Consider the following 24,030-nt stretch of genomic DNA (forward strand, 5'->3'; position numbering starts at 1 on the left):
GCTTATCCTATTTTATGCTTTTAACTATTTCTAAAAAATCAGCTTCTCTTGTTCCACCTATTTTTTTACCAACTAATTCCATATTTGAAGCATTTGCAAAATAAAAGGTAGGAATACCTATGAATTTATAAGGTAAAATTTTCTCATCTTCGTGAATATCCATTATAACTGAAACAAAGTTTTCATTTACATAAGAGATGATTTGCTCATCTTTAAAAACTTTTTTCTTCATATAATTACACTCAGGACAAGTAGGTGATGAGTACATAATCATAAGTTTCTTGTTTTCAGTTATAGCCTTTTTCTTAGCACTGTCTAAATCTTTTTCAAAATTTATAGAGCTTGCAAAAACTGAAATTGCAAATAGACAAAGTAATATAAGTTTTTTCATGGTGACTCCTAATTTTTTTCTTTAATTATATTATAAATTATGGGAATTGTGGTTTTTAGTATTTGTTTTTTGATTATTTATTGCTACAATAAAAAAATTTATCAAAAGGAAAAGAATGCAATTAAAAATATATCAAATAGATGCATTCACAAGCACAATATTCAAAGGTAATTCAGCTGCTGTAATTATTCTTGATAAGTGGTTAGAAGTTGATATAATGCAATTAATTGCAATTGAAAATAATCTATCAGAAACAGCATTTGCAAAAAAATGTGATGATTCAAATTATGAAATAAGATGGTTTTCTCCAATTACTGAAATAGATTTTTGTGGACATGCAACTTTAGCCACTGCATTTGTTTTATTTGAAGAGAATACTTTATTAAAAGAAGTTACTTTTATAGCAAAAGCTGTTGGAAGTTTAAAAGTGAGCCAATTAGATGATGGATATATAAAAATGATATTTCCAAATAGAAAACCACAAAAAGTTAATAATATTCCAAAAGAGCTGAAAAAAGGTCTTTCAATTGAACCCAAAGATGTTTTAGTAAACCAACAAACATATTTTGTGGTTTATCCTAATGAAGAAGATGTATATAATATTAAAGTAAATTTAGATGAAATAAAAAAATTGGGACCTTTAGATGTAACAGTAACTGCAAAATCAAAAGAGTATGATTTTATTTCAAGATATTTTTGGCCTGCAAATGGTGGAATTGAAGATCCTGTAACTGGTTCAATGCATGCTGGTCTTGCTCCTTTATGGGCTCAAAGATTAAATAAAAATGATTTAGTAGCATATCAAGCATCACAACGTGGTGGAATATTAAAATGTAAAGTAACAGATTCTTCTGTTACTATTTTAGGAAAAGCAGTTAAGTATTTAGAAGGATATATAATAATAGGAGAAATAGATGAATAATATTGCTATACCATTTCAAACTATAGATTGGAGAAATATTCCAAAAACACAGCATAAAGGTGAAACTGGAGTTGCATATTGGCAAACAATACAATTTGATGGTTTAAGAGTTAGATATGTTGAATACACTAAAAATTATAAAGCAGATCATTGGTGTAAAAAGGGACATATTGTATATTGTTTAAAAGGTGAAGTTATAAATGAGCTTGAAGATGGTACTCAATCTGTATTAAAAGAAGGAATGTCATATATTGTTTCTGATGATTTAAGTTCTCATCGTTCTATTACAAAAAATGGTGTTCATTTATTAATAATTGATGGGAATTTTTTAAATTCAGATATTTAACAGCTTCAAAGTTTATTTTAATTAAACTTTCAATCTAGATTTAGACAATCTTCTATCTCTTTCAACTGGATCCACATATGTAACCCCCTTTAGTCTAAGATGCATTTTTAGAGTAAGATTAAAAAGAAAATATTTAACTGGTTTGAAAATTACAGTAAATTGATAACCTTCTTTTATCTCCGCACCAAACTCTCTTTTAAACTTTTGAATACCAGCTTCCTTTGAATCTTCTTTTATATCAGGAACAGCACCTAGAAAATCGAAGTTTGTTAGATTGTGGTTTTGGGCAAGATATTGCATTGCATATAGGTGTAGAAGTTTCAAACAACCATTTTTTGGTCTTGGAACACTTCCTGCGTATTCTGCAAATGCTGTTTTATCATCGAAAAATATTACTAATGCACCTTGTACTTTATCTTCAAAAGTAGCTTTAAACATTATCATATTGTCAGGGTGTAAGTTTTTGTATTGATAAGCAAATTCTTCTTTGTCTATTTGTAATTGAATTTTTTGTCTAGATAAGGTTTCATTACATAAGGTATATACTTCTTCAAAATTATCTGTTTTTGTTATGCTAATATTGTCTCTTATTGCGTGTCTTACGTATTTTCTTTGAGAAGAAGATACTCTTGTTAGCATATCGTCAAAATCACTGTTTATTGGAAGTTGAAATGTTCCCCATTTAAATGCGTTTGCATTTTTTGGATAAGTTCTAAAAATAGCACTTGGCTGAGGTTTATGAATAAAATCACAGATATGATTTTTTTTAATATAATTTTGCATATTTTCTAAAAAAGCTAATTCTTCTTCTATTGTTGAATTGTTTTTGTTTATAGTTTCTGTTGTAAAAACTATTCTTTTAAATATATATGTGCTGAATAATATGAAAGGAAGTATGAATTTATCTGATACAAACCAACCATAAATTGTACTTTTTGTTTTTAAATATTTTTCTTGAGCAAAAAAAGGTAAAATGTAGTCTATTTCATTTTCTTTTTTTATTAATCTAATCATTGGAACTTCTTAACAAAATGGATTTTTACGAATTATAATATAATCAACCTTATTATTTAAAATATAAATTTAAATTTTCTAAGTTTAACTGCTTTAATTTGAAACTTTTTATTAATAATTCTAAACTATAATAAATTTTTATTAAAATATTTAAAATAAATTATAGGAATTTTATGGCGTCAATTGAATTTTATTTATTAATTACAGCTTTTTTAATGCTTTTAAGTGTAGTTGCAAGTAAGCTATCTAATAAATTTGGAATACCATCATTATTTATATTTTTAGGACTTGGTATGCTAGCTGGTTCGGATGGAATTTTGGGTATCGAATTTGATAATGTAGAGTTAGCTCAAAATATTGGAACTTTAGCACTTATTTTTATCCTTTTTGCAGGAGGATTAGATACAGTTTGGAAATCAATAAAACCTGTTCTAAAGAATGGTTTGATTTTGGCAACACTTGGAGTGTTATTAACTGCTTTTTTTGTGGCTTTATGTGTTTATTATTTACTTGATTTTACTTTTTTAGAGTCTTTACTTTTAGGAGCAATTATCTCTTCAACTGATGCTGCTGCTGTTTTTGCAATATTAAGAGCAAAGGGTATTTCTTTAAAAAAGAAACTCTCACCTTTATTGGAGTTAGAATCAGGAAGTAATGACCCTATGGCAATTTTTTTAACGGTTGCTATTTTACAAATTATTATGTTACCTGAGAGTACAGATAGTACAGAATGGATTTTTAAATTTTTCTTACAGTTTTTTATAGGTGGAATTTTAGGGTATCTATTTGGGTATTTACTACCAATTATTTTAAATAGAATACATTTAACTTTTTATGGTCTTTATCCTGTATTTACAATTGGATGGGTTTTACTTCTATTTTCATCTTCTTCATTATTAGGTGGAAATGGATTTTTGGCCGTTTATATAGTTGGAATTGTTGCAAATACTAGAGAGTTTGTACATAAGAAAAATCTAATTGGTTTTCATGATGGTTTATCTTGGATTATGCAAATTGCAGTTTTCCTAGCTTTAGGACTTTTAGTTTTTCCTTCTCAACTGCCTGATGTTGCTTTATCAGGATTAGCTATTGCTTTTTGGTTAATGTTTGTAGCTCGACCTGCAGGAGTTTTTATAAGTACAATGTTTAGCTCTTTTACTTTTAAAGAAAAAACTTTTATTTCATGGGTCGGATTAAGGGGAGCTGTTCCTATTATTTTGGCAACATATCCATATTTACAGGGATTTGAAAAATCAAATTTGATTTTTAATATTGTATTTTTTATTGTTTTATTTTCAATTTTAATTCAAGGAACAACACTTCCTTTAATGGCAAAATGGTTAAAAGTAGAATCAAAAAGTAAAGACTTTAAAGGCGAAAGCATTATTGCTTCCCCACTTTTTTATCATACATTAAAGCAGTTTTATATTGAAGAAAAATCAAGAGTTATAGGCTTAAGTATTGTTGAGCTTAATTTACCAGCAGATTTTTTAATTCTTCTTATAAAAAGAGATAAAGATTATATAAAACCAACAGGTTCTACTCTTTTAGAAGAAAATGATATGTTATTAATTCAATGTAATAGTGAAAATAAATATAAAAAAGTTTTAAAAACTTTTCAAATAGAAAAAGAATAAAAGATTAGATAAGCCTAAATTTAGCTTATCTAAATTCTTAAAACTCTTCCCCATCATCTTCTGAATTACAACAATAAATACACTCTTCATCAAAATATGAATATTCATCATAGCAATAAAAACTATGACAAGATTCACACTTAAAACAGTCATATTTTTTTGATAATAATTGTTCTAACTCTTCTTGACTTATGTTGTTGTTTTTTGCAAACGCTTCAAAAACTCCTGTTGGATTTCTAGTTTCGTCTGATTTTAATTCATTTGCTAAATCTATTAATTCTTCGTTTGTCATAGTTTTTCCACTTTTAGTTTAAAATTTTACTTCTCATTTTTGCAATATCAATAGTTAATCTTTCTTTCATTGCAGGAGTAAAAGATTCATTTTCTTTAAAAACTTGATTTACTATATTTTCAAATTCATTGTCTGATAATTCTTTAGTTTCTTCTATTAGTTTGAAAAATAATACTCTTATTTTTTCATATTGATTTTCTTGCATAAATTAGGCCTTTTGTAAAAATTGAAGGTGTATTATAGAGAAAACTTTTAGTGAAAAAAATAAAAGAACCTAGAAATGGTATAAAAATAAGTATCAAAAGCACTCTTATGTTATAATCGCGATTAATTAAATAAACAAGGCTTTCAAAGAATGAATGAATCACAAATCAAAACACAAAAATTTATAATTAAGTATTTCACTGAAATTATGATAAAAGGTTCAACTGCAAAAAGACAGATGATATCTCAGGTTTACAATAACCTTGTAAATATTTTATCAAAAATTTCAAAAGATATTAAAGTAAAAAAATTTTTTGATAAGGTAGAAGTTGTTTGTCCTATTGAAGTGGTTGTAGAAGTAAGAATGAGACTTTTAGATACTCCTGGAATTCAACAAATATTAGAAGCAGTACAATTTGATAATATGAATACTTTAGATGATATAAAAGTTGTTGTAAATGAAATGATGGCCCATGAAATTCAAGGTAAGACATTTGTAGTTAGATGTAAGAGAACTGGAACTCAAGAGTTTAAATCAACACAAGTTGAGCAAACCGTTGGTGGATATATGCTTGCTATGAATGATACAAAAGGTGTTGATTTAAAAAATCCAGAAGTTACTATTAATATGGAATTAGTGTTTGCTCAATTAAACATTATTACACATAAGCACCAAGGAATGGGTGGATTTCCAATAGGAACACAAGGGAGTATTTTATCTTTGATGTCAGGTGGGTTTGATTCAACTGTAGCTTCATATCTTACTATAAAAAGAGGAATTAAAACTCACTTTATTTTCTTTAATCTTGGTGGAATTGCCCATGAAATTGGTGTAAAACAAGTTGCATATTATTTATGGAATAAATTTGGGTCTTCTCATAGAGTTCAGTTTATTTCTATTCCTTTTGATGATGTTGTAAGTGAAATCTTTAAAAGTGTAAGTGAACCTTATATGGGAGTTATGCTAAAAAGACTTATGTTAAGAGCTTCTGAAAAAGTAGCTGATAGTATGGGGATTGATGCTTTAGTTACAGGTGAAAGTGTTGCACAAGTTTCTAGTCAAACTTTAAGAAACCTAGCCTTAATCGATCAAGCTACAGATAAATTAGTTTTAAGACCACTATCTATGATGAGCAAACCAGATATTATTGATATTGCAAATAAAATTGGAACAACAAAATTTGCTGAAGCAATGCCTGAGTATTGTGGTGTGATTTCAAAAAATCCAGTTACCCATGGAAATTATGAAAGAGTTGCTAGTGAAGCTAAAAGATTTGATTATTCTATTTTAGATGAAGCTGTAAAAAACTCTGTTTTTGTAAATGTTGATGAGATTGATGTGGATATTAGTCAAATAGGTCAAATGGAAGTGGTTAGCGATTTAACAAGCGGTGATTATACAGTAATTGATATTAGACAAAGTGCTGATTGTATTGAAACTTCTGTAGAGACTTTGAAAATTCCATTTTACAAACTAAAAAGTGAGTTTAAAAAACTTCCGCAAGATAAAGAGTATTTATTTTATTGTGAAAAAGGAATTTTGAGCCAACTTCATGCACAGTATTTAAGAGATGCTGAAAATTATACAAATATAAAAGTTTACAGACCATAATGAAAACTCTTTTATTTGTAGTATTTATTTTTTCTTTCACTTATTTAAATGCTTCAAATATTAGACTTATAGATGAGAATTATGCAAAACAAATGCAAGGAATTACATATCAAAAAGAGTGTCCAGTTTCTCTAGATGATTTACGAATTGTTAATGTAAAGTATCTAGGCTTTGATGAAAAGGAATATTTTGGAGATATTGTAGTTCATAAAGATATAGCACTTGAAGTATCAATAATATTTGAAGAACTATTTACTATAAATTACCCAATACGAAAAATCTTTCCAATAGAAAAATACGATGGTGATGATTTTGAATCAATTGAAGATGATAATACATCAGCATTTAATTGTAGACTTGCAGAAGGAAGTAAAAAATACTCAAAACACTCTTATGGAAAAGCTATAGATATTAATCCTTTAGAGAATCCATATGTTTATAAAAATGGTTCAACTTCCCATAAAAATTCTGTTCAATATCTAAAAAGAGAAGAAAATCAAGATTCAATTGAAAAAAAAGCTATATTAACAGATTCAAGTCAAGCAGTACAAATATTTAAAAAACATGGATGGATATGGGGTGGAGACTGGGTAAATATAAAAGATTATCAGCATTTTCAGAAATAGTAAATATCAGTTTGCTTTTTGCCTAAGAATAGTAAAATAGTTTATATATTTAAATAAAAGGTGTTTTATGGAACTTGTTACCTCTGTTAATAATCACTCTCTAGCAGTTATGCTTTTGACTGTTTTAGCACTTTTTTTATTTACAAGAGAAAAAATACCTTTAGAAACTTCTAGTCTTTTTATAATTGTTTCTTTAACGGTTGGCTTTACGGTTTTCCCTTATTCTTATAAAGATACACAAATTCATGCTTTAGATTTTTTTTCAGGTTTTGGACATGAGGCTTTAATAGCTGTTTGTGCATTGATGATTGCAGGTCAAGGTTTAGTTCGAACAGGAGCTCTAGAACCTGTTGGTAGAATATTATCTAAGTTATGGGCCTCTGCTCCAAAATTATCTTTACTTCTTACTTTAGTTGTGGGTGCCACTTTAAGTGCTTTTGTAAATAATGTTCCTATTGTAATTTTATTATTACCTATTTTAACAGCTGTTTCAATACGTACAAAAACATCAGCTTCAAAGGTATTGATGCCTATGGGATTTGCAACACTTATTGGTGGAATGAGTACAACAATTGGAACTTCAACAAATTTATTAGTAGTTTCTGTAGCTGTTGAGATGGGATTAAAAAGTTTTGGTATGTTTGATTTCTTTTTACCTGTTGTAATTGCAGGTGCATTTGCAATGCTTTATTTATGGTTAGTGGTACCTTATCTTATGAAAGAGCGAAAAACTCCATTTTCTGATGCAAGTCCTAGAATATTTACTGCAAAGCTTTTTATACCTGAGGATTCAATATCAAAAGATCAGCCTTTAGATGAATTAGTTGCAAAAACAGATGGTATGATGAATGTACTTAGAATTCATAGAAATAGTACTGATATGTATATAATTCCAAATTCAAAAGCTATTATAAAAGCTGAAGATATGTTAGTTGTTGAAGATACAGCTGAAAATCTAAAAACCTATGAAACAATTTTAGGAGCTGTTTTATATACTAGCTTAGGAGCTGTTGATGATGAACATCCTTTAATGGCCCAAGAACAACAAATAGCTGAAGTTATAGTTTCTCAAGGTTCAAGATTAAATAACACAACACTATCACAAACAAGGTTTTTACAAAGACACAATGTTGTAGCTCTTGCACTTCATAGAAGTGGTAAAAAAACCGAAACTATTTTAAAAGATATGGGAGATATAAATTTAAAAGTAGGGGATGTTATTTTAATCCAAGGTAAAAGTGAACATATATCTGAATTAAAAAAGAGTAGAGAGTTATTAGTTTTGGATTCTACGGCTGATTTAGCTCACTCAAAACAAGCACCTATTGCATTTTTTATTATGTTAGGTATTGTAGCAGTTGCAGCTTTAGGAATATTGCCAATTGCAATTAGTGCAACTTTAGGTGTATTTTTAATGTTTCTGACAAATTGTATAAATTGGAAAGATGCTTCAGATGCTTTAAATACTCAGGTTGTACTAATAGTTGTAGCATCACTTGCTTTAGGCCAAGCTCTTTTAAAAACAGGAGCTGCTTCTTATTTAGCCCATTTATTTGTAGATTTTATGCAAGGAAGCTCTACTATATTTATGCTAAGTGGATTGATGCTTTTAATGGCAATTATGACAAATATCGTATCAAACAATGCAGCAGCGGTAATAGGAACTCCAATAGCAATAGGTATTGCACAACAGTTAAATCTACCAGCTGAGCCTTTTGTGTTAGCTGTATTATTTGGTGCAAATATGAGTTATGCAACACCAATGGCTTATAAAACAAATTTACTTGTTATGACAGCAGGTGGTTATACATTTAATGACTTTTTGAAAGTAGGAATTCCTTTGACTATTATTATGTGGATTTCTCTTTCTTGGTTATTAATGTTGCTTTACAATTTATAAATATATTTTACAAAAGGAAAAAAATGAAAAGATTATTGTTTTTATGTTTTACTGTTTTTTGCTTACTGTCAAATGTTTCAAATGCCAGTAATATTGATATAAACAAAGCTTATCAAAGTAAACAAAGTGATGTACAAGTTCAAGGAATTGGAAAAGTTATCAAAGTGCTAAAAGATGATACAAAAGGTAGTCGTCATCAAAAGTTTCTTTTAAAACTTTCTTCAAATCTTACTGTTTTAGTAGCTCATAATATTGACTTATCCAGAAGAGTTGCAGATATAAAAGTAGGAGATAGTATAGAGTTTTACGGAGAGTATGAGTGGAATAATAAAGGTGGAGTTCTTCATTGGACACACCATGATCCAAGAAATAAACATGTAGGTGGATGGCTAAAACATAATGGAATAATTTATCAATGAAAGAAAAAATATATTTAATTCCAGGTCTTATGACAGATGAAAGATTGTGGAGTAGAATAAAACCACTTTTGCAAAATGATTATGAATTGATTCACATTCCAATTCCTCACACAGAAGATTTTGATGAAATTATTGATATTTTATTTAAACAATTTTTCGATGAATCTGAAGAAAAAGTAAACCTTTTAGGTTTTTCATTAGGAGGTTATATAGCTTCTTATTTTGCAATTACATATCCAAATAGAGTAAATAGACTTTTAATGGTTGCTGCAACTCCTGGATCTTCAAGTGAAGCTGAAATAGAAAGAAGAAAAGAGAAATTTACAGTAATTGAAAAAGAAGGTTTCACAGGCTTGACACAGGATAAAGCAAAATCTTTAGTAGAAAAACAAAACAAAAATGATAAAGAGTTAATAAAAATCATTCAAGATATGTTTATTGATTTAGGAAAAGAGAGATTTATTTCTCAACTTACGAGCACTTTTTATAGAAAAGATTTATACGAAGATTTAGTAAATCTTGATATTCCTATTTGGTTTTATTATAGTTCTAATGATAGACTTTTAAGCCCTCATGCCTTAGATAGATTACTTAATAATGAGCACAATATGAAGCTTATTAGTAGAAATGGAACTAGTCATAATATACCACTTGAAGTTCCAGAACTTCTAAGTGATGTGATAAAAGATTGGATAAAAAGTTAATTATATTAAATTACTTCTCAAAAATCTGTTCAATTTTTTCTAACTCTATAATAGGTGGGTTTGGAAGTTCTGGAAAGGCTTTTTGAACTATTGAAGTTACCCATTGAGGGTAGATTCTAAAGTTAAGTTTTACCACAGCTTTTAATGGATATTTTAATTCTTCTTTTAAATCATAAGTTTCAACTCTTCTTGTTTTTGCAGGAATTCTTGTATCACTTAAAAGCTTCTCATACTTCCAAAATAACAATCCAACAGGATTTCCATCTTTATCTGCAAATACTTTCATAAATGGTCTTGCATCTGCTTGTAAATCACCATTAATATCAAGTTTTCCACTTGAAAATACTATTTCCTCATTTGCATCTTTTACTGTAATATCAAGCCATAATTCTCTAAAATCTGCAACTCCTGTTGGTAGGTGATGACCAGCACCTACATTTTCAACTCCAACATGAATTTGATTGTTTTTTATATTTACATCTAGTTTTGCTGAAGTTCTTAATAGTTGAAGTATTTGATCTTCATTTTCTTTATCTTTTAATCCTGCTAAAAAATGATTTGAACCTGCAAAATAGTGAACTTTTATATCTTTTTTTACAGCTCCACCATCTGTCGAAACGCCTTGAAGTGGAGTAAATTTATCATCTTTTAAATAGGTCATATGACAATCTATACAAGATTTATTTTTACTTTTATCTTCTTTATTGTTATAAGGTGATTTTTCCCACTCTTTAAAAGTTGATACTATTTGCTTATTTGTTGTTGGTGAAGTTTCATCATGACATGAAGCACAATATCTACTATCTTTATACAAAGGTTTCATATAACTTTCTTTATGAACATTTGGTTTTGCATTTATAAATTTGTGCCCTAAAAATTCTCCTAATGTTGATTCATCATCTTCAAAAGGATATTTTTTTCTATCTGTAAGATTTAAAGTATATGAAGCATTTCCTTGGCTTGTGGCATCAGTTATTCTATGACATGTTAAGCATGAAACTCCCTCTTCAAGTCTCGTATTTCCATGTTTTTCATAAGTTTTAACTAATGTTTCTGCATTTTTTTCAAAAAGTGTATTTGCCAAAAAATTATCATTCATTGAATGACTTGTTCTAGTAAGTCCAGTTGTAAGTGCACTTGGATTATGACATCCCATGCACCATTTTTTAAAATCATTACCCTCAACTTCACCTGCAATTGATTCCATAACCATATAATAAGGGTTTGACTCTACCAAATTTTTATGATTTGAATTTGCCCATTGATTAAAGATTTCACTATGACAAGATTTACATTTTGTTGAATTTGTCCAGTCTTCATTATGATAAATCACATCTTTTTGAGTTTTTAAATTAAGCAGTTCATTTTCAATTTTAGTTTCACTACTATATAAAGGAAGAGAAGTTAAAAAAGTAGATGCTAAAATAAGAGTACTTAGAGATTTATTTAATTTTGGCTTTTTTGTATGATAAAAAAGAAAAAATAAAAGTACAAAAGAACCATATAAATGTATATTAAAGCTTAATATTCCAAAAATATCTCCACCTGTATTTCCAATAAAAAATAGATAAAAACCACTTAAAACAATAAGAAGTAAAATAAATCCTAAAACCCATCCTATGATACTATTTACTCTTTTTATAACTATATATTTATAGGCGTGTTTATTCACAAAAGGAATAATATAAAAAATACAAAGAAAAATAGAAGCAAAAACATGAATTACTGAGATAATTTTTAGCTTATCCCATGAGATATTTAATATATCCATTTGTAAAATACCACTTAGAAATATTAAAAGAATTAATACTTTTATATTAAATATTTTCATTTATTAACTCCTGTATCTTTTGTATAATCAACAATATTTCCTTCTAATGTTTTTAAAAATTCTACTATTTCATCTATTTGTTGATTTGATAGATTTAGTCCAATTTGATGTTTTCCCATTATTTCCACAGCTTCTCTTATTTTATCAACAGAGCCATTATGAAAATAGGGTGATGTTTTTGTAACATTTCTTAAAATTGGAACTCTAAAAAACTGAGTATCTGCACGACCTTTATATCCTCCTTTATTTTCAAAAGGAAAGGTATTATCAATTATTTCAAAATCAGGAGGTGAGCCTAAATTTGGTCTTAAATCATGAATTCCAGCAAAGTGCCTTAATGGAAATCTTTGAACACTTTGGCCTCCAACACTCATTCCTGTATGACAACCACTACATCCAAAATTCATAAAGTTTACTAGACCTCTTTTTGCTGTTGCTGAAATGGCACTATTATCTCCTTCTAGAAAGTTATCAAAAGAACTTCTTGTAAGTAAGGTTTTTACATAAGAAGCTATTGCTTTTTGGATATTTATAAAGCTTAGACTATTTTCTTCTTTGAAAACTTCATTAAAACTTTTTACATATTTTCTATTTTCTAGTAGTTTTTTAATTAAATCATCTTCTTTGATATTCATTTTATGAGGTGCTTCTATTGAGTTACTAATTTGTTTTTCTAAAGTTTTTACTTCACCATCCCATGTGAGAATTTTTGCTAAAGAAGAGTTTAAAATAGTCATTGTATTTAGATGATAGGGGTTTATCGTACCTTTATAACCAATTGCAGTTGATAATCTATCTGTTCCACTTTCATCACTTAGGTGGCAAACTACACAGTTATTTGCATTTTTCATATCATTAGGCTGTTTTTTTGAGCTAATTGCATTTAAAATAACTTTCTTTTCATTTTGATCTTTACTAATCATATGACAAGTTGAGCAGCTAATAGTATTATCTAAAGATAATTTTGTATCAAAAAATAGTTCTTTTCCTAAGGCTATTTTTTCATGGCTTAAAGGATTTTTTTCATCATTTGCTATTTTTAATAACTCTTCATAGGTATTTGGAATTGGTTTTAAACCTTTTGATCGCGCAGTGGCTCGTAGTTGTTCGTCTTTGTATGTTTTGAAATTTCTTTCTTTTGTAAGATTTGGAAGTGATAATAAAAATGATATGAAAAGAAGAGCTACTATTATTACTTGTAAAAATGATTTCATTTTTTTCCTATATTTTGCTTATTTTATATTTCATCTTAGCAAAAATAGGAAAATTAAAAATTGTTAGAAATCAAGTTTTAAAAAACAAATAAAAATAAATACATAAAAATTCCCATAATTGATGTTAGTGTTAATGCTGAAAAAATAGCTTTACCAATTTTTTTATGTTTCATTCCATCAAGTTCATTTCTTTTATATTGTTTATAAGATGAAATAAATAAAAATATCCATCCAGCAATTGCAGCAATTGCTATAAAAATATGAATTATTAAAAAAACTAGCATAAAATCAAAAGATATATTACTATATTTTGAATACTCCATAAATCCACCTGAAATTCTAAGACCAATTTCAAATAAAACTACTATGTATAAAGTCAAACATAAAATTATAAGTTGAGAAAAAAAGTGTTTTTTATACTGTTTTCTTATAGCAAAAAAAATACTAAATATAAGTAAAAATGGTAAAATTGCAAAATAAACAGTTGCAATATCCATATAAAGAGGCGCATTTGTGCCTAAAAATCCCTTAGAAAAAAACATATTATTTTAGTTTTTTCGCAGGGTTCTTCATAATAATTTTTTCAATCAAAATAAAACCAAATGGAATTAATGAATAAACAAATAATTGAAACCCTAAAAATTTCCATTTATACTTATTCATAGCCATAATTAAAGCTATAAAAAATAGTATAAATAAAACTCCATGACCCATCCCCACAACTTTTACAGCCATTGGATAATCAAACATATATTTTAATGGCATTGCAATAAATACTAACAGTAAATAAGATATTCCTTCTACAAATGAGATCAATCTAAATCTCGAAAATGTATCATTTTTCATAATAATCCTTTAAATAAAACGTGAGTATATAAAAGTTTGGTTTATGAAAAGTTAATATAAAATAAATTTATGAATACAAACAAAATTATTTTTACTTTACTAATGTTGTACATTTTAGCAGATATATTAAAAACTTATTTTTTTTAGAAAAAAACAAATTATCTAAAATACTACTTTTTTGTGTTAAAATCGCGAATGAAAAACATAATACTAACTACATTAAATTCAAGATATTCTCATACTTCATTAGGATTGAGATATTTAATAGCAAATTTAAAAGAATTAAAACCTCAAGCTGAAATTTTAGAGTTTGTTATAAACTCTTCAGTTCAAACAATTGCAGAACAAATACTTTCTAAAAAACCAAAAATCATAGGAATAGCTGTATATATTTGGAATGCTTTTGATATAGGTGAACTTGTACGAATAATAAAAAAAGTATCTCCCAAAACTATTGTTGTTTTGGGTGGTCCTGAAGTTAGTTACTCTCCACTTAGAGTAAATTTTGATATGGCTGATTATATAATTTGCGGTGAAGGTGAAGTCTCTTTTTATAATCTTTGTAGAGAGTTATTAGATGGAAACTGTACTCAAGGAAGAACTATTCATTCTCCAAAAGTTGATTTTGAAACAATCGCTTTACCATATGATGATTATACAGATTTTGATATAAAAAATAGACATATTTATGTTGAAAATGCACGTGGTTGTCCCTTTGAGTGTGAATTTTGCTTATCTTCAATAGAAACAAAAATGAGATATTTAGATATAAATATTTTCTTAGATGAGATCGAAAAACTGTGGCAAAGAGGCGCTAGAAGTTTTAAGTTTATAGATAGAACCTTTAATATTAAAATTTCTTATGCAAAAGCTATTTTGAACTACTTTTTAGCAAAGCAAGAAGACTATTTCTTACATTTTGAAGTTATCCCTGATAATTTTCCTGAAGAATTAAGGGATTTAATAAAGCAGTTTAAAGCAGGGTGTTTACAACTTGAAGTTGGTATTCAAACTTTAAATTTAGATGTGGCAAAAGAGATTAGAAGAAATTTAAAACTAGACAAAATAAAAGATAATTTAAAGTTTTTATCTCAAGAAACACATGCTCATATGCATATAGATTTAATTATTGGACTTCCAAGTGAAAGTATTGAAAGTTTTGGAAGAAATTTAAATCAACTTTATACACTTTCAACGGGTGAAATACAAGTGGGAATTTTGAAAAAGTTATCAGGAACTACCCTTGATAGACATGACAAAATTTATGGAATGGTTTATAATGACGCTCCTCCTTATGATATTTTAAAAAATGATTTAATCAGTTTTGATTTGATGCAAGATATGAAACGGTTTGCAAGATTTTGGGATATTATTTACAATAGTGGTAATTTTCAAAAAACTACAGCTTTACTTTTTAGCGATGGAAAAGTGTATGAGAATTTTTATGATTTCTCAAAATGGCTTTATAAAAGAAGTGAATCTACTTATAAGATTTCTCTTGATAGAATTGCGCAATTTTTGTATGAATATCTTAGTAATTCTTATGATAAAGAGTTAATAGCTAATGCTATTTTACAAGATGTTATGAGTGTAGAAGGAAGAAGTTTCCCTACATTTTTAAAAAAAATAATACCTGATACTTATGATTTTGCACAAAAAGAAGTATCAAAAGCAAATAAAAGACAGCAATTAAGGAAAGAATAGTGAGTAAAATTATTGTTAGCAGAATTTGTATTTTAGCAATTTTTGCATCTACATCTTATGCTTTAGATGTTGATAAACATTTAGAGTTATCTTATGTAAAAACAAGTGGAAATTCAAATACAAGTACATTTTCAACTAAATTAGAAGCATCAACTGCTTTAAGTGATAGAAGTAGTTTCAAAGCAAAAGGAAATATCCTTTATAGTGAAAATAACAAGGAAAGTTCTGCAAATAAATATGATATTGAATTAGATTATAATTATATGTTAGATGAAAAAATTTACGCTTATTATGGAGTAAATTATTTAAAAGATCAATTTTCAGATTATGATTATAGATTAAATACAGGACCAGGACTTGGGTATAAATTATTAGATACAAAAGAACAAACTGTTGATTTACAAGGTGGTTTGGATTATGCCCTAGATCAATACTCAAGTGGTATAAAAGATGAATATGTAGCTTCAAGAGCTGAAATAAACTATAGATATAAAATCAATGAAAATTTAAAGTTTAAACAAATGTTTAATTATTTAGTTTCTCTTGAAGATAATGATAAATATTTTATGGCAAGTGATACATCATTGGGTGTTAAAATGACTGATAACCTGTCTTTGGGTGTTAGTTATAGAATTGATTATGTAAATCAAACTACTAAAGAGAAAGCAGATAAAAAACTTTTAACTTCTTTAATAGTAGATTTCTAAAATTATTTAGAGATTAAACTAAACTGTTTTTGCAGTTTAGTTTTTTTTGAACTTATTAAAAATAGGTGTAAAAATAGGAAGAATTTTTACAGTTAAAAATCCTACTATTCCTCCAAGTATAATCTCACTTAAAAAACCTCCTAATGGTATAGCTTTTATTGCACTATCCATAAAGTGTAAGATATGAGTTTCATGGGCAACGATTCCTCCACCAACTGCTAACATAGCAATAGTTCCTAAAATTCCAATACCTTTTATAATCCATGGCATTGAGTTTACAAAAGCATTTCCAATAGTTTTTGAAATTGCACTTTTCTTCTCTTGTAGATAAAAACCAATATCATCAAGTTTTATAATTAAAGCAACTATTCCATATACAAAAACAGTTGTTAATACTCCAACTAGAGTTAAAACAGAAAGTTTTGTTATAAATTCTGTATTTTCAATAAGACTTAATGATATTACAATAATTTCAAAAGATAAAATAAAATCTGTTTTAATAGCACTTTTTACTTTTTCATCCTCAAGTTTTTCACTTGATAACTCTTTTATTGTTTCCTTTTCATCTTCAACTTCATGATGATGCCCCATTTTTTCTAAAATACTCTCAACACCTTCATAAGCTAGATAAATTCCCCCAAGAATCAAAATAGGAGAGATAGCCCAAGGTGCAAGGTAACTAAGAAGTAAAACTATAGGAATAATGATAAATTTGTTTTTAAAACTTCCCTTTGCAATTTTATAAACAATAGGTAACTCTCTTAAAGCAGCTTTTCTTTTTGCTTCTAGAATAGCTATTTGTCTAATATTTTCTAGCTCTTTAAAAATTTCTTGTTGAGATTTTTCATCTAGTTTCTCAATATTTTGTTTTAATTCATCTACAGATTTAGCTTTTGATAATTCTCTTTTCAAAATATCAGAAGTTGTTTCATTTGTAAAATTTGCAATTGCAGCTAAGTCATCTACTAAAAGTCCAGATGATTTAATACTTGCTAATTTTGTATATGTAGCAATATCGTCAAATAAAAGCCCTATATCATCAAGTGAAGTTGCCAGTGATTTGGCAGTTGTTGCCATAGTCTTTCCCGCAAGTGAACTTATATCATCTGTTAAAACTGATAAGTAGCCTAATATTCCAGCCATTAAAATCCTTTTGTAATTATATTTCTTGTTTTGTGATATTTAGTGTTATTATAAAAACTGCACCATCATTATCATTTTTTACTGTTAATTTTCCATTCATGTTTTTTTCAATAATAAGTTTTGACATATAAAGCCCAATTCCAGTTCCGTTACCTTTTCCTTTTGTTGTAAAATATGGTTCAAATATTCTATCTATAATCTCTTCATTTATTCCATTTGCATTATCTTTAATTTTAACTATTACATTATTCTCAATCTTAGAAACATTAACTTTAATTATTGGTTTTTCAATTTTATTTGAAACTAAAGCATCCCTTGCATTTGTAATAATATTTAATAATACTTGAGAAAATTCATTTTCATAATCATATATTTCCACATCATCAATAATCTCTTTTACTACTTCAATATTATAAAATCTAAGGGTTGAACTTAATATTTCTAAGGTATTCTCAATACTATGCTCAACTTTAAATAGATTTTTATTTTTGGTTGGTTCAAAAAAGTTTCTAAAAGTATCTATTGTATTTGACATTGAGTTTATTATCATTTTTGATTTATCAATGGTTTCATTTAGCTCTTCTTTTGTTAAAACATCATTTTCATATTTAAAACCAATATTTTGTATTGTTAAACTCAAATTATTTAAAGGTTGTCTCCATTGATGAGCTATGTTATTTATCATTTCACCAATTTCTGCTGATCTTGATTGGTGAATTAATATCTCTTCTTGAGCTTTTTGTTTTTTTATTTCATCTTCAACTCTAATTTCAAGTTCAATATTTAATCTTTTGTGATAATAAATGTAAAAATAAAAGATAAAAAATAAAATTAATACAAATATTGAAACAGCTGTATTAAATAAAATAATCTGTTTTCTTCCCTGTTTATAAATATCTCTATAATTATCTAATTTTAACATTGCTAAGTTTTTATTATTGTTTTGTAATGAAATAATATTAGATAAAATATCTTCACTATATACAAAATGAACTTCTACTTTATCTAAAAATATACTTTTTAAAGTTTTATTTGTTTTATTGGAAACTATATCAATAAATTTTATACTATTTTTAAATTCATCATTAAAGTTTTCTAAATATATTTTTTTACCTACATAAATAAACCCTCTTGTTTTACCACTTAAATCAGATTTTAGTATTCGAGATTTTACAATATAGTAGTAGTTATTTTGATATTTGGCTATTGAGATATTTTCATCATCTGTTATTGAATCTACTATATATTTAGTAAAATTATCTTTATTTAGAGTTTTTATATTTTTTGATAATTGAGTATGAATATTTTTATTTTCTAAATTCATAAAAATCATAAAATCTAAATTTACATTTTCTAAAGTAGTGGTCGTATCCCGAAAATTTTCGTATATATACTTTTCATTTTGATCTTTTATAAATTCGTATGTATCATCCCAATAACTATAATCATTTGCTGTTATTTTTATTGTTTTAAATTTTGTATCAATAAATGTCATTAATGAATTTAAAACTTTATTATTTTCTTGTTTTTCTAAGTTTATAAAACTTTTTATAAAATAATTAAAGCTTAAGTAGTTAAAAGAAATTATAAGAATAATAATTATCCAAAAAATAGAAAATTTATTTTTTATAATTTTATTAATCATGATTGAGACCTTAGTATTACAATAATTTTTGAAAGTAATGTCAATTATATCAAAAAATTACTACATATTTTGAATATTTATATTGGATTTTATCAAAGCCACCTAAAGCTTTATATATAATACATAAAAAAATAAAAAGAGAAAAATTTGAATAAGATTTATGATGTAATTGTAATTGGTGGTGGACCTGCTGGGATAATGGCAAGTATAAGTGCTGCAAAAGAAAAAAACGATGTTTTATTACTTGAAAAACTTCCTAAGATTGCTGCAAAACTAAAAGCTACAGGTGGAGGAAAATGTAATCTTACAAATACTCTAAGTACTGAAGACTTTATGGGAAAATTTGGTAAAAATGGACGTTTTATGACCCATGCTTTAGCTGCTTTTACAGCAGATGATTTAAGAGATTTTTTTCTAAGTATAGGAGTTGAAACAATTGCTAGGGATGGATTTAGAGTATTTCCAGCAGATCATAGTTCAAGTATTATTTTAAAATCTTTAGATGATGAAATTGCAAGATTAAATATAGAAGTTCAATGTTCTGTTGATATTCAAACTATTCAAAAAATAGATGATATTTTTATTATAAACTCAAAAGACACTATTTATAACTCAAGAAATATTATTCTAGCAACGGGAGGATTAGGTTATCCAACTTTAGGAGCAACGGGAGATGGTTATATTTTTGCAAAAGAGTTTGGTCATGAAGTTACTTCCCTTCATCCTGCAATGATGCCACTTTTTACGAAAGAAAAGAATTTTGCTGTTTGCAAAGCTGATACTATTGCTAAGGCTATATTAAAAGTAGATATTCCAAAATATAAAAAACTAAAACTAACTGGAGATTTAATCTTCACAAATAATGGAATTCGTGGTCCTGTTGTATTGGATTTTGCAAGGGAACTAACTCCCATTTTAGCAAAATATGATGAAGTTCCACTTTTAATTAGTTTTTTAAAAGGTATGAATGAAGAGCAAATTTATACACATATTAAAAAAGAGATTGAAAAAAATCCTACAAATACGGTTTTAGAAAATCTAAATACACTTTTAGCTTCAAGTGTAGCACAAGAGATTTGTAATATTTGTGATGTGGATTCAAGTCAAAGATTTAAAAATATTGATGGAATAAAAAGAGAAAAACTAATCAAAACTTTAGCTTGGACACCACTTACGGTAATTGGTCATGAAGGCTTTAAAAATGCCATGATTACAAGAGGTGGAGTTGAGTTAAAACAAATAGATTCAAAAACAATGCAAAGCAGTTTAGTTTCAGGACTTTTCTTTTGTGGAGAAGTAGTAAACATAGATGGACCTTGTGGCGGATATAATCTTCAATGGTCATTTTCAAGTGGAAATCTTGCAGGAAAAATAGGAAAATTATATTAGTATTATAATTAAATTAATAAAAGGAAGAAAATATGAACAATACAGCAAAAATTTTATGGACAACTGATAATAAAGAAACAGCTATGAATATGATATGTTTATATGCTCATAATGCAAAACTAAAAGGTTGGATAGGAAATGTTCAAATCCTTATTTGGGGAGCATCTCAAGGATTAGTTGCAAAAGATAAAGAAGTTCAAGAAAAAATTAAACAAATGATAGCAGATGGTGTAGAAGTAATTGCATGTAAAAAATGTGCTGAAGATTTAGGAGTTGAAAATGAACTTAAATCTTGTGATATGCAAGTTTATTACACAGGTGAGCTTTTAAGCTCTTGGGTTAAAAGTGGAGAAAGTATTATTTCTGTTTGATTTTTAGTATTGAAAAAGAAATAAAACTAACAAAAAATAAACTTAACCCAATATATAAAAAGAAATCTTGGATTTCTAAAAAGTCTAAAAAAGGATGAAAAACTATAGGAGATAAAAACTGCCCTAAAAATATAGCAGAAGTAAAATATCCTGAACTTTTTACTCTTTTTTCATGACTTGTTTTACTTAGCATCCAAGCTGTTGCATTTGTCATCATAATTCCACCTGCAAAACCTAGAATAGGGCTAGTTATAAAAAAGAAATAGATATGATTTATAACACCTACAAGTGAAAATCTAAGGGCCATTAACGTAATACCTATTAAATAAATAGCAATAAAATTTAAGTATTTTTTCAATTTTGAAAAAGCAATAGCTCCTAAAGCATTGCAAAAAAATGCAGTAGCAATTACAGTTCCAGCCATTTTCCCACTAGCTTCAAATTTTTCTATTAATAAAAAAGGAATTTGCGTTGGTAAAATAAAAAACAATAGCATATAAATAAATGCAAGAAAATATACAACAAGCATATTTTTTCCAATATCTATAGATAATTCTTCTTGTGTGCTTTCTATTTTTTTCTCTTTTAAAAATAGAATTACAAAAGGCAATAATACTAAACCAATAAAATATATACCAAAAGGGAAACGCCAGTTTATATCAGATAAAAAACCACCACCAACGACAAAAAATACTCCACCAATTGCCATAAATGCACTTTGATATCCCATGAATTTGTGTCTATCATGTTCTTTGAAATAATCTCCCACTAAAGAAGTAGAAACTATCATCAAAGTTGCTACACATAATCCAAATAAAGCTCGTGATGCAAGAAGTGATTCAATGCTATTTAGATAAAGCCCTGCAGTTCCAAAAAAAGAAAAGAAGAAAAGTGCAATAAGTAGAGATCTCTTCTTTCCAAAGCTAAAAATAAAATGCCCTAAAATAGGTGCTAAAAGTGCAATTACCAGTGAAGGAAGCGTGAGCATTAATCTTGAATAAAATTCTATATTGTTTATATTTGTAAAATATTCTTTAAGATGTGGAAGAGTTGTTACAATAGCGACATTTGACATACTAGTTGTCATTGCTAATAAAAGCATTGTTAAAATGGTTAGTTTACTTATATTTCTCATTTTTGAATTATAGTGAAAATAAATTATTCAGAAATTATATTTTGTATAAATTTTCGATAATCACTAATTGCTCTTTTTGTGAATAGTTAAATCTAAATTCGCACTCTTTTAAATAAAAGAAAAAGTTCTCTTCTTCTACACCTTTATATTTCTTTAGATTTTCTTCTAAAAATTTCCAAAATTCATTAAGTTTTGATTGATAAGAATTTTTTGAGTGGATTTTATGCCAATTTAAATACTCTATAAAACCATCTTCTATATCAAAAGCTCTTTTACCAATTTTTGGCATAAGAATAGTATATATCTTTTCATTTGAATAAAATCCCATTATATTTATGGCTTGGCTTAAAGATTTTTTCTTTTTCTTTTTTTCACGTTCTTTTATATAATAAAACTCTTCATATTCTGTATTGTCTTTTACTGAGTTATTATATTGGTTTTCTAAATATATAGCTATTTCTTTTCTATAAATATCAAATCTATCTTTTACTGTTTTATAATTTAATTGTAGTTCTTTAGAGGTTTCAAGGGCATTTTTATTTTGAGAAAAACTTATTGCTACTTGCTTGTCTTTTTCTATTTTTTTTAGGGAATATTTTTTTGCACATTTTTTACATTTTATATAATCATTTGCTAGAATATAAAAGTTTGTGTTATTGCAGTTTTGACATTTCATTTCATATATTAGCATCTTTTGTATATTTTTTGTTCTAAAAATACATAAGAGTTTTATAAAATTATGATAAGTTTATAAATATAAAAATATACTACAATAATCTAAGAACTACTCGTAAGGAAAAACATGGAACATGTAGCTTTATCTCTAATCTTTTGGTATGGAATTTTACATGCTTTTGGAGCTGATCATTTAACTGCAATTGCAGATTTTTCAATAGGAAAAAATAAAAGAAAAACAATGCTTATTACAAGTATGTTTGCAGTAGGTCATGGAATATCACTTTTTATTTTTGCAAAAATACTTGAAACATATAAAATATCAGATGAGATACTAGCTTATGGAGATGTTATTTCTGCTTCTGTGATTTTAGGAATGGGAATTTATTTATTATGGTTAGTATTTACAAATAGAATAAACTTAAGTAAGCATATTCACGATGGCAAAGAGCATGTTCATATTTATTTTGGTAAAGAACATTTTCATACAAATAAAGATGTAAGTTCAGCTTTTGCAATAGGAACTCTTATGGGAATAGGTGGAGTTAGAGGAATGTTAGTTACTCTAGGACTGGTTGAAAGTGCTGGTGTTGATTTTACTATGGTTTTAGCTTTTACTTTGGGTGTTATGATTATCTTTTTAGCTTTTGGGGCATTTATTTTATATATAAATAAAAATTTATTAAATTCTCAACAAAATATTAAAAGAATATTTACTGTTGCAGGCATTGTTTCTGTAGTTGTTGGTACTAACTTTTTATTAGCTTAGGGTTAATTTAAAAGTCAAAGGAGTAATAATTGCATATAAAAGCACTTAAGAGAGTATACTCTACAATAAAGTAATAAAAGGCATACAATGAAAATAGCAATTCCAGTAAAAGATGAGAGTTTAACATTCTTTAGTAATGCAGGACATACTCCAAAGTTTGCAATTTATGATTTGACAGGTTCAGGAATGTTCAAATCATTTAAATTAGATTCCATAATCACAAATCCAAGAACAGATTTAGACCATGACCATGCTGAAGAAGATCATGAGTGTAATCATAAACATGATGATGCCCAACATATTGCTCAACATAATAAAATGGGTGAAGCTTTAGTTGAGTGTAGTTATGTGGTTGTTAGAAAAGCTTGTAAGAATACAGCTAATTCATTTACTTCACAAGGTATAAAATTAGTTAAATATAATGGTGACTCAACAGATGTAAATGCAATCTTAAAAGAGACATCTATTTCTTTTAAATAAAAAAATAAAACTTGTTCTAAAAATACCTAAGTGTAAATAAAAATTATACTATAT

The 24,030-nt window shown here is 27.0% G+C and carries 26 protein-coding genes; 14 read left to right on the top strand and 12 right to left on the bottom strand.

The window, feature by feature from the left end; all coding sequences use genetic code 11:
* Nucleotides 1-7: 7 nt before the first annotated feature.
* Complete coding sequence (locus tag ABVS04_RS11750; protein WP_368030921.1) at nt 8-391, bottom strand: thioredoxin family protein; 384 nt, start codon at nt 389-391, stop codon at nt 8-10.
* Between the two features lie 115 nt (nt 392-506).
* Between ABVS04_RS11750 and ABVS04_RS11755 the strand changes: the two genes are divergently transcribed.
* Both ABVS04_RS11755 and ABVS04_RS11760 read left to right on the top strand, forming a co-directional pair.
* The gene (locus ABVS04_RS11755) at nt 507-1,313 is read left to right on the top strand and encodes a PhzF family phenazine biosynthesis protein (protein ID WP_368030922.1); all 807 of its coding nucleotides are present in this window, start codon (nt 507-509) and stop codon (nt 1,311-1,313) included.
* The gene (locus ABVS04_RS11760; protein ID WP_368030923.1) at nt 1,306-1,659 is read left to right on the top strand and encodes a DHCW motif cupin fold protein; all 354 of its coding nucleotides are present in this window, start codon (nt 1,306-1,308) and stop codon (nt 1,657-1,659) included. Before ABVS04_RS11755 ends, ABVS04_RS11760 begins: the two co-directional genes overlap by 8 nt.
* A gap of 21 nt (nt 1,660-1,680) precedes the next feature.
* Here ABVS04_RS11760 and ABVS04_RS11765 read toward each other — a convergent pair whose 3' ends face one another.
* Nucleotides 1,681-2,673: a peptidoglycan bridge formation glycyltransferase FemA/FemB family protein gene (locus ABVS04_RS11765; protein WP_368030924.1), complete on the bottom strand. Its 993-nt coding sequence runs from the start codon at nt 2,671-2,673 to the stop codon at nt 1,681-1,683.
* A gap of 173 nt (nt 2,674-2,846) precedes the next feature.
* Between ABVS04_RS11765 and ABVS04_RS11770 the strand changes: the two genes are divergently transcribed.
* Nucleotides 2,847-4,310 (top strand): potassium/proton antiporter, encoded by a 1,464-nt coding sequence (locus ABVS04_RS11770; protein ID WP_368030925.1) that lies wholly within the window; start codon nt 2,847-2,849, stop codon nt 4,308-4,310.
* A 37-nt stretch (nt 4,311-4,347) separates the two neighbouring features.
* On the opposite strand, the gene ABVS04_RS11775 is transcribed toward ABVS04_RS11770, so the two are convergent.
* Nucleotides 4,348-4,602 carry a hypothetical protein gene (locus ABVS04_RS11775; RefSeq protein ID WP_368030927.1) on the bottom strand — a complete coding sequence of 85 codons (255 nt, stop codon included), beginning with the start codon at nt 4,600-4,602 and terminating at the stop codon, nt 4,348-4,350.
* A gap of 13 nt (nt 4,603-4,615) precedes the next feature.
* Nucleotides 4,616-4,807 (bottom strand): hypothetical protein, encoded by a 192-nt coding sequence (locus ABVS04_RS11780; protein WP_368030928.1) that lies wholly within the window; start codon nt 4,805-4,807, stop codon nt 4,616-4,618.
* Nucleotides 4,808-4,957: 150 nt separating this feature from the next.
* Between ABVS04_RS11780 and thiI the strand changes: the two genes are divergently transcribed.
* The 5 genes from thiI (at nt 4,958) to ABVS04_RS11805 (ending at nt 10,067) form a co-directional block, all read left to right on the top strand.
* Nucleotides 4,958-6,418, top strand: coding sequence for a tRNA uracil 4-sulfurtransferase ThiI (gene thiI, locus ABVS04_RS11785; protein WP_368030929.1), 1,461 nt, complete (start codon nt 4,958-4,960; stop codon nt 6,416-6,418).
* Nucleotides 6,418-7,044 carry a M15 family metallopeptidase gene (locus ABVS04_RS11790; protein ID WP_368030930.1) on the top strand — a complete coding sequence of 209 codons (627 nt, stop codon included), beginning with the start codon at nt 6,418-6,420 and terminating at the stop codon, nt 7,042-7,044. Before thiI ends, ABVS04_RS11790 begins: the two co-directional genes overlap by 1 nt.
* Before the next feature lie 67 nt (nt 7,045-7,111).
* Nucleotides 7,112-8,944, top strand: a complete 1,833-nt coding sequence (locus ABVS04_RS11795; RefSeq protein ID WP_368030931.1) for an SLC13 family permease — start codon at nt 7,112-7,114, stop codon at nt 8,942-8,944.
* A gap of 23 nt (nt 8,945-8,967) precedes the next feature.
* Nucleotides 8,968-9,363 (top strand): DUF3465 domain-containing protein, encoded by a 396-nt coding sequence (locus tag ABVS04_RS11800; protein WP_368030932.1) that lies wholly within the window; start codon nt 8,968-8,970, stop codon nt 9,361-9,363.
* Nucleotides 9,360-10,067 (top strand): alpha/beta hydrolase, encoded by a 708-nt coding sequence (locus ABVS04_RS11805; protein WP_368030933.1) that lies wholly within the window; start codon nt 9,360-9,362, stop codon nt 10,065-10,067. The genes ABVS04_RS11800 and ABVS04_RS11805 overlap by 4 nt, the downstream gene beginning before the upstream one ends.
* A gap of 10 nt (nt 10,068-10,077) precedes the next feature.
* On the opposite strand, the gene ABVS04_RS11810 is transcribed toward ABVS04_RS11805, so the two are convergent.
* The 4 genes from ABVS04_RS11810 to ABVS04_RS11825 all read right to left on the bottom strand — a co-directional run bounded on the left by ABVS04_RS11810 (nt 10,078) and on the right by ABVS04_RS11825 (nt 13,958).
* Nucleotides 10,078-11,898 (bottom strand): cytochrome b/b6 domain-containing protein, encoded by a 1,821-nt coding sequence (locus tag ABVS04_RS11810; RefSeq protein WP_368030934.1) that lies wholly within the window; start codon nt 11,896-11,898, stop codon nt 10,078-10,080.
* Nucleotides 11,895-13,112, bottom strand: a complete 1,218-nt coding sequence (locus tag ABVS04_RS11815) for a cytochrome-c peroxidase (protein WP_368030935.1) — start codon at nt 13,110-13,112, stop codon at nt 11,895-11,897. The genes ABVS04_RS11810 and ABVS04_RS11815 overlap by 4 nt, the downstream gene beginning before the upstream one ends.
* Nucleotides 13,113-13,189: 77 nt before the next feature.
* A complete protein-coding gene (locus ABVS04_RS11820; RefSeq protein ID WP_368030936.1) occupies nt 13,190-13,654 on the bottom strand; it encodes a DUF420 domain-containing protein in 465 nt (154 codons plus the stop codon).
* A gap of 1 nt (nt 13,655) precedes the next feature.
* Nucleotides 13,656-13,958, bottom strand: a complete 303-nt coding sequence (locus tag ABVS04_RS11825) for a DUF3817 domain-containing protein (protein ID WP_368030937.1) — start codon at nt 13,956-13,958, stop codon at nt 13,656-13,658.
* 195 nt (nt 13,959-14,153) lie between these two features.
* On the opposite strand from ABVS04_RS11825, the gene ABVS04_RS11830 reads away from it, so the two are divergent.
* Together ABVS04_RS11830 and ABVS04_RS11835 are read left to right on the top strand one after the other, a co-directional pair.
* Nucleotides 14,154-15,662, top strand: coding sequence for a DUF4080 domain-containing protein (locus ABVS04_RS11830; protein WP_368030938.1), 1,509 nt, complete (start codon nt 14,154-14,156; stop codon nt 15,660-15,662).
* The gene (locus tag ABVS04_RS11835) at nt 15,662-16,369 is read left to right on the top strand and encodes a DUF481 domain-containing protein (protein ID WP_368030939.1); all 708 of its coding nucleotides are present in this window, start codon (nt 15,662-15,664) and stop codon (nt 16,367-16,369) included. Before ABVS04_RS11830 ends, ABVS04_RS11835 begins: the two co-directional genes overlap by 1 nt.
* Nucleotides 16,370-16,405: 36 nt before the next feature.
* Here ABVS04_RS11835 and ABVS04_RS11840 read toward each other — a convergent pair whose 3' ends face one another.
* Both ABVS04_RS11840 and ABVS04_RS11845 read right to left on the bottom strand, forming a co-directional pair.
* Nucleotides 16,406-17,512 carry a DUF808 family protein gene (locus ABVS04_RS11840; RefSeq protein WP_172126566.1) on the bottom strand — a complete coding sequence of 369 codons (1,107 nt, stop codon included), beginning with the start codon at nt 17,510-17,512 and terminating at the stop codon, nt 16,406-16,408.
* 16 nt (nt 17,513-17,528) lie between these two features.
* Nucleotides 17,529-19,157, bottom strand: coding sequence for an ATP-binding protein (locus ABVS04_RS11845; protein WP_172126565.1), 1,629 nt, complete (start codon nt 19,155-19,157; stop codon nt 17,529-17,531).
* Between the two features lie 147 nt (nt 19,158-19,304).
* Here ABVS04_RS11845 and ABVS04_RS11850 point away from each other — a divergent pair, with 147 nt between their 5' ends.
* A complete protein-coding gene (locus ABVS04_RS11850; protein ID WP_368030941.1) occupies nt 19,305-20,546 on the top strand; it encodes an NAD(P)/FAD-dependent oxidoreductase in 1,242 nt (413 codons plus the stop codon).
* A gap of 32 nt (nt 20,547-20,578) precedes the next feature.
* Nucleotides 20,579-20,917 carry a DsrE family protein gene (locus tag ABVS04_RS11855; protein WP_368030942.1) on the top strand — a complete coding sequence of 113 codons (339 nt, stop codon included), beginning with the start codon at nt 20,579-20,581 and terminating at the stop codon, nt 20,915-20,917.
* On the opposite strand, the gene ABVS04_RS11860 is transcribed toward ABVS04_RS11855, so the two are convergent.
* Entirely contained in the window at nt 20,904-22,052 is a 1,149-nt protein-coding gene (locus tag ABVS04_RS11860; RefSeq protein WP_368030943.1) for an MFS transporter, read from the bottom strand. The two genes, ABVS04_RS11855 and ABVS04_RS11860, sit on opposite strands and share 14 nt — an antisense overlap.
* A gap of 34 nt (nt 22,053-22,086) precedes the next feature.
* Nucleotides 22,087-22,728 carry a hypothetical protein gene (locus ABVS04_RS11865; RefSeq protein ID WP_368030944.1) on the bottom strand — a complete coding sequence of 214 codons (642 nt, stop codon included), beginning with the start codon at nt 22,726-22,728 and terminating at the stop codon, nt 22,087-22,089.
* Nucleotides 22,729-22,854: 126 nt separating this feature from the next.
* On the opposite strand from ABVS04_RS11865, the gene ABVS04_RS11870 reads away from it, so the two are divergent.
* Together ABVS04_RS11870 and ABVS04_RS11875 are read left to right on the top strand one after the other, a co-directional pair.
* A complete protein-coding gene (locus ABVS04_RS11870) occupies nt 22,855-23,496 on the top strand; it encodes a hypothetical protein (protein ID WP_368030945.1) in 642 nt (213 codons plus the stop codon).
* Nucleotides 23,497-23,583: 87 nt separating this feature from the next.
* Entirely contained in the window at nt 23,584-23,976 is a 393-nt protein-coding gene (locus tag ABVS04_RS11875) for a hypothetical protein (RefSeq protein ID WP_368030946.1), read from the top strand.
* Nucleotides 23,977-24,030: the final 54 nt, after the last annotated feature.

Origin of the sequence: Arcobacter sp. s6, from assembly GCF_040884245.1 — a bacterium.
Lineage (GTDB): Bacteria > Campylobacterota > Campylobacteria > Campylobacterales > Arcobacteraceae > Aliarcobacter.

Coding starts and splice junctions, on each gene's coding strand:
- ABVS04_RS11800 (WP_368030932.1), top strand. CDS start 8,968: ATGAAAAGATTATTGTTTTTATGTTTTACTGTTTTTTGCTTACTGTCA.
- ABVS04_RS11825 (WP_368030937.1), bottom strand. CDS start 13,958: ATGAAAAATGATACATTTTCGAGATTTAGATTGATCTCATTTGTAGAA.
- ABVS04_RS11750 (WP_368030921.1), bottom strand. CDS start 391: ATGAAAAAACTTATATTACTTTGTCTATTTGCAATTTCAGTTTTTGCA.
- ABVS04_RS11775 (WP_368030927.1), bottom strand. CDS start 4,602: ATGACAAACGAAGAATTAATAGATTTAGCAAATGAATTAAAATCAGAC.
- ABVS04_RS11870 (WP_368030945.1), top strand. CDS start 22,855: ATGGAACATGTAGCTTTATCTCTAATCTTTTGGTATGGAATTTTACAT.
- ABVS04_RS11855 (WP_368030942.1), top strand. CDS start 20,579: ATGAACAATACAGCAAAAATTTTATGGACAACTGATAATAAAGAAACA.
- ABVS04_RS11805 (WP_368030933.1), top strand. CDS start 9,360: ATGAAAGAAAAAATATATTTAATTCCAGGTCTTATGACAGATGAAAGA.
- ABVS04_RS11780 (WP_368030928.1), bottom strand. CDS start 4,807: ATGCAAGAAAATCAATATGAAAAAATAAGAGTATTATTTTTCAAACTA.
- ABVS04_RS11790 (WP_368030930.1), top strand. CDS start 6,418: ATGAAAACTCTTTTATTTGTAGTATTTATTTTTTCTTTCACTTATTTA.
- ABVS04_RS11820 (WP_368030936.1), bottom strand. CDS start 13,654: ATGTTTTTTTCTAAGGGATTTTTAGGCACAAATGCGCCTCTTTATATG.
- ABVS04_RS11845 (WP_172126565.1), bottom strand. CDS start 19,157: ATGATTAATAAAATTATAAAAAATAAATTTTCTATTTTTTGGATAATT.
- thiI (WP_368030929.1), top strand. CDS start 4,958: ATGAATGAATCACAAATCAAAACACAAAAATTTATAATTAAGTATTTC.
- ABVS04_RS11810 (WP_368030934.1), bottom strand. CDS start 11,898: ATGAAAATATTTAATATAAAAGTATTAATTCTTTTAATATTTCTAAGT.
- ABVS04_RS11755 (WP_368030922.1), top strand. CDS start 507: ATGCAATTAAAAATATATCAAATAGATGCATTCACAAGCACAATATTC.
- ABVS04_RS11860 (WP_368030943.1), bottom strand. CDS start 22,052: ATGAGAAATATAAGTAAACTAACCATTTTAACAATGCTTTTATTAGCA.
- ABVS04_RS11815 (WP_368030935.1), bottom strand. CDS start 13,112: ATGAAATCATTTTTACAAGTAATAATAGTAGCTCTTCTTTTCATATCA.
- ABVS04_RS11865 (WP_368030944.1), bottom strand. CDS start 22,728: ATGAAATGTCAAAACTGCAATAACACAAACTTTTATATTCTAGCAAAT.
- ABVS04_RS11830 (WP_368030938.1), top strand. CDS start 14,154: ATGAAAAACATAATACTAACTACATTAAATTCAAGATATTCTCATACT.
- ABVS04_RS11765 (WP_368030924.1), bottom strand. CDS start 2,673: ATGATTAGATTAATAAAAAAAGAAAATGAAATAGACTACATTTTACCT.
- ABVS04_RS11795 (WP_368030931.1), top strand. CDS start 7,112: ATGGAACTTGTTACCTCTGTTAATAATCACTCTCTAGCAGTTATGCTT.
- ABVS04_RS11875 (WP_368030946.1), top strand. CDS start 23,584: ATGAAAATAGCAATTCCAGTAAAAGATGAGAGTTTAACATTCTTTAGT.
- ABVS04_RS11770 (WP_368030925.1), top strand. CDS start 2,847: ATGGCGTCAATTGAATTTTATTTATTAATTACAGCTTTTTTAATGCTT.
- ABVS04_RS11760 (WP_368030923.1), top strand. CDS start 1,306: ATGAATAATATTGCTATACCATTTCAAACTATAGATTGGAGAAATATT.
- ABVS04_RS11840 (WP_172126566.1), bottom strand. CDS start 17,512: ATGGCTGGAATATTAGGCTACTTATCAGTTTTAACAGATGATATAAGT.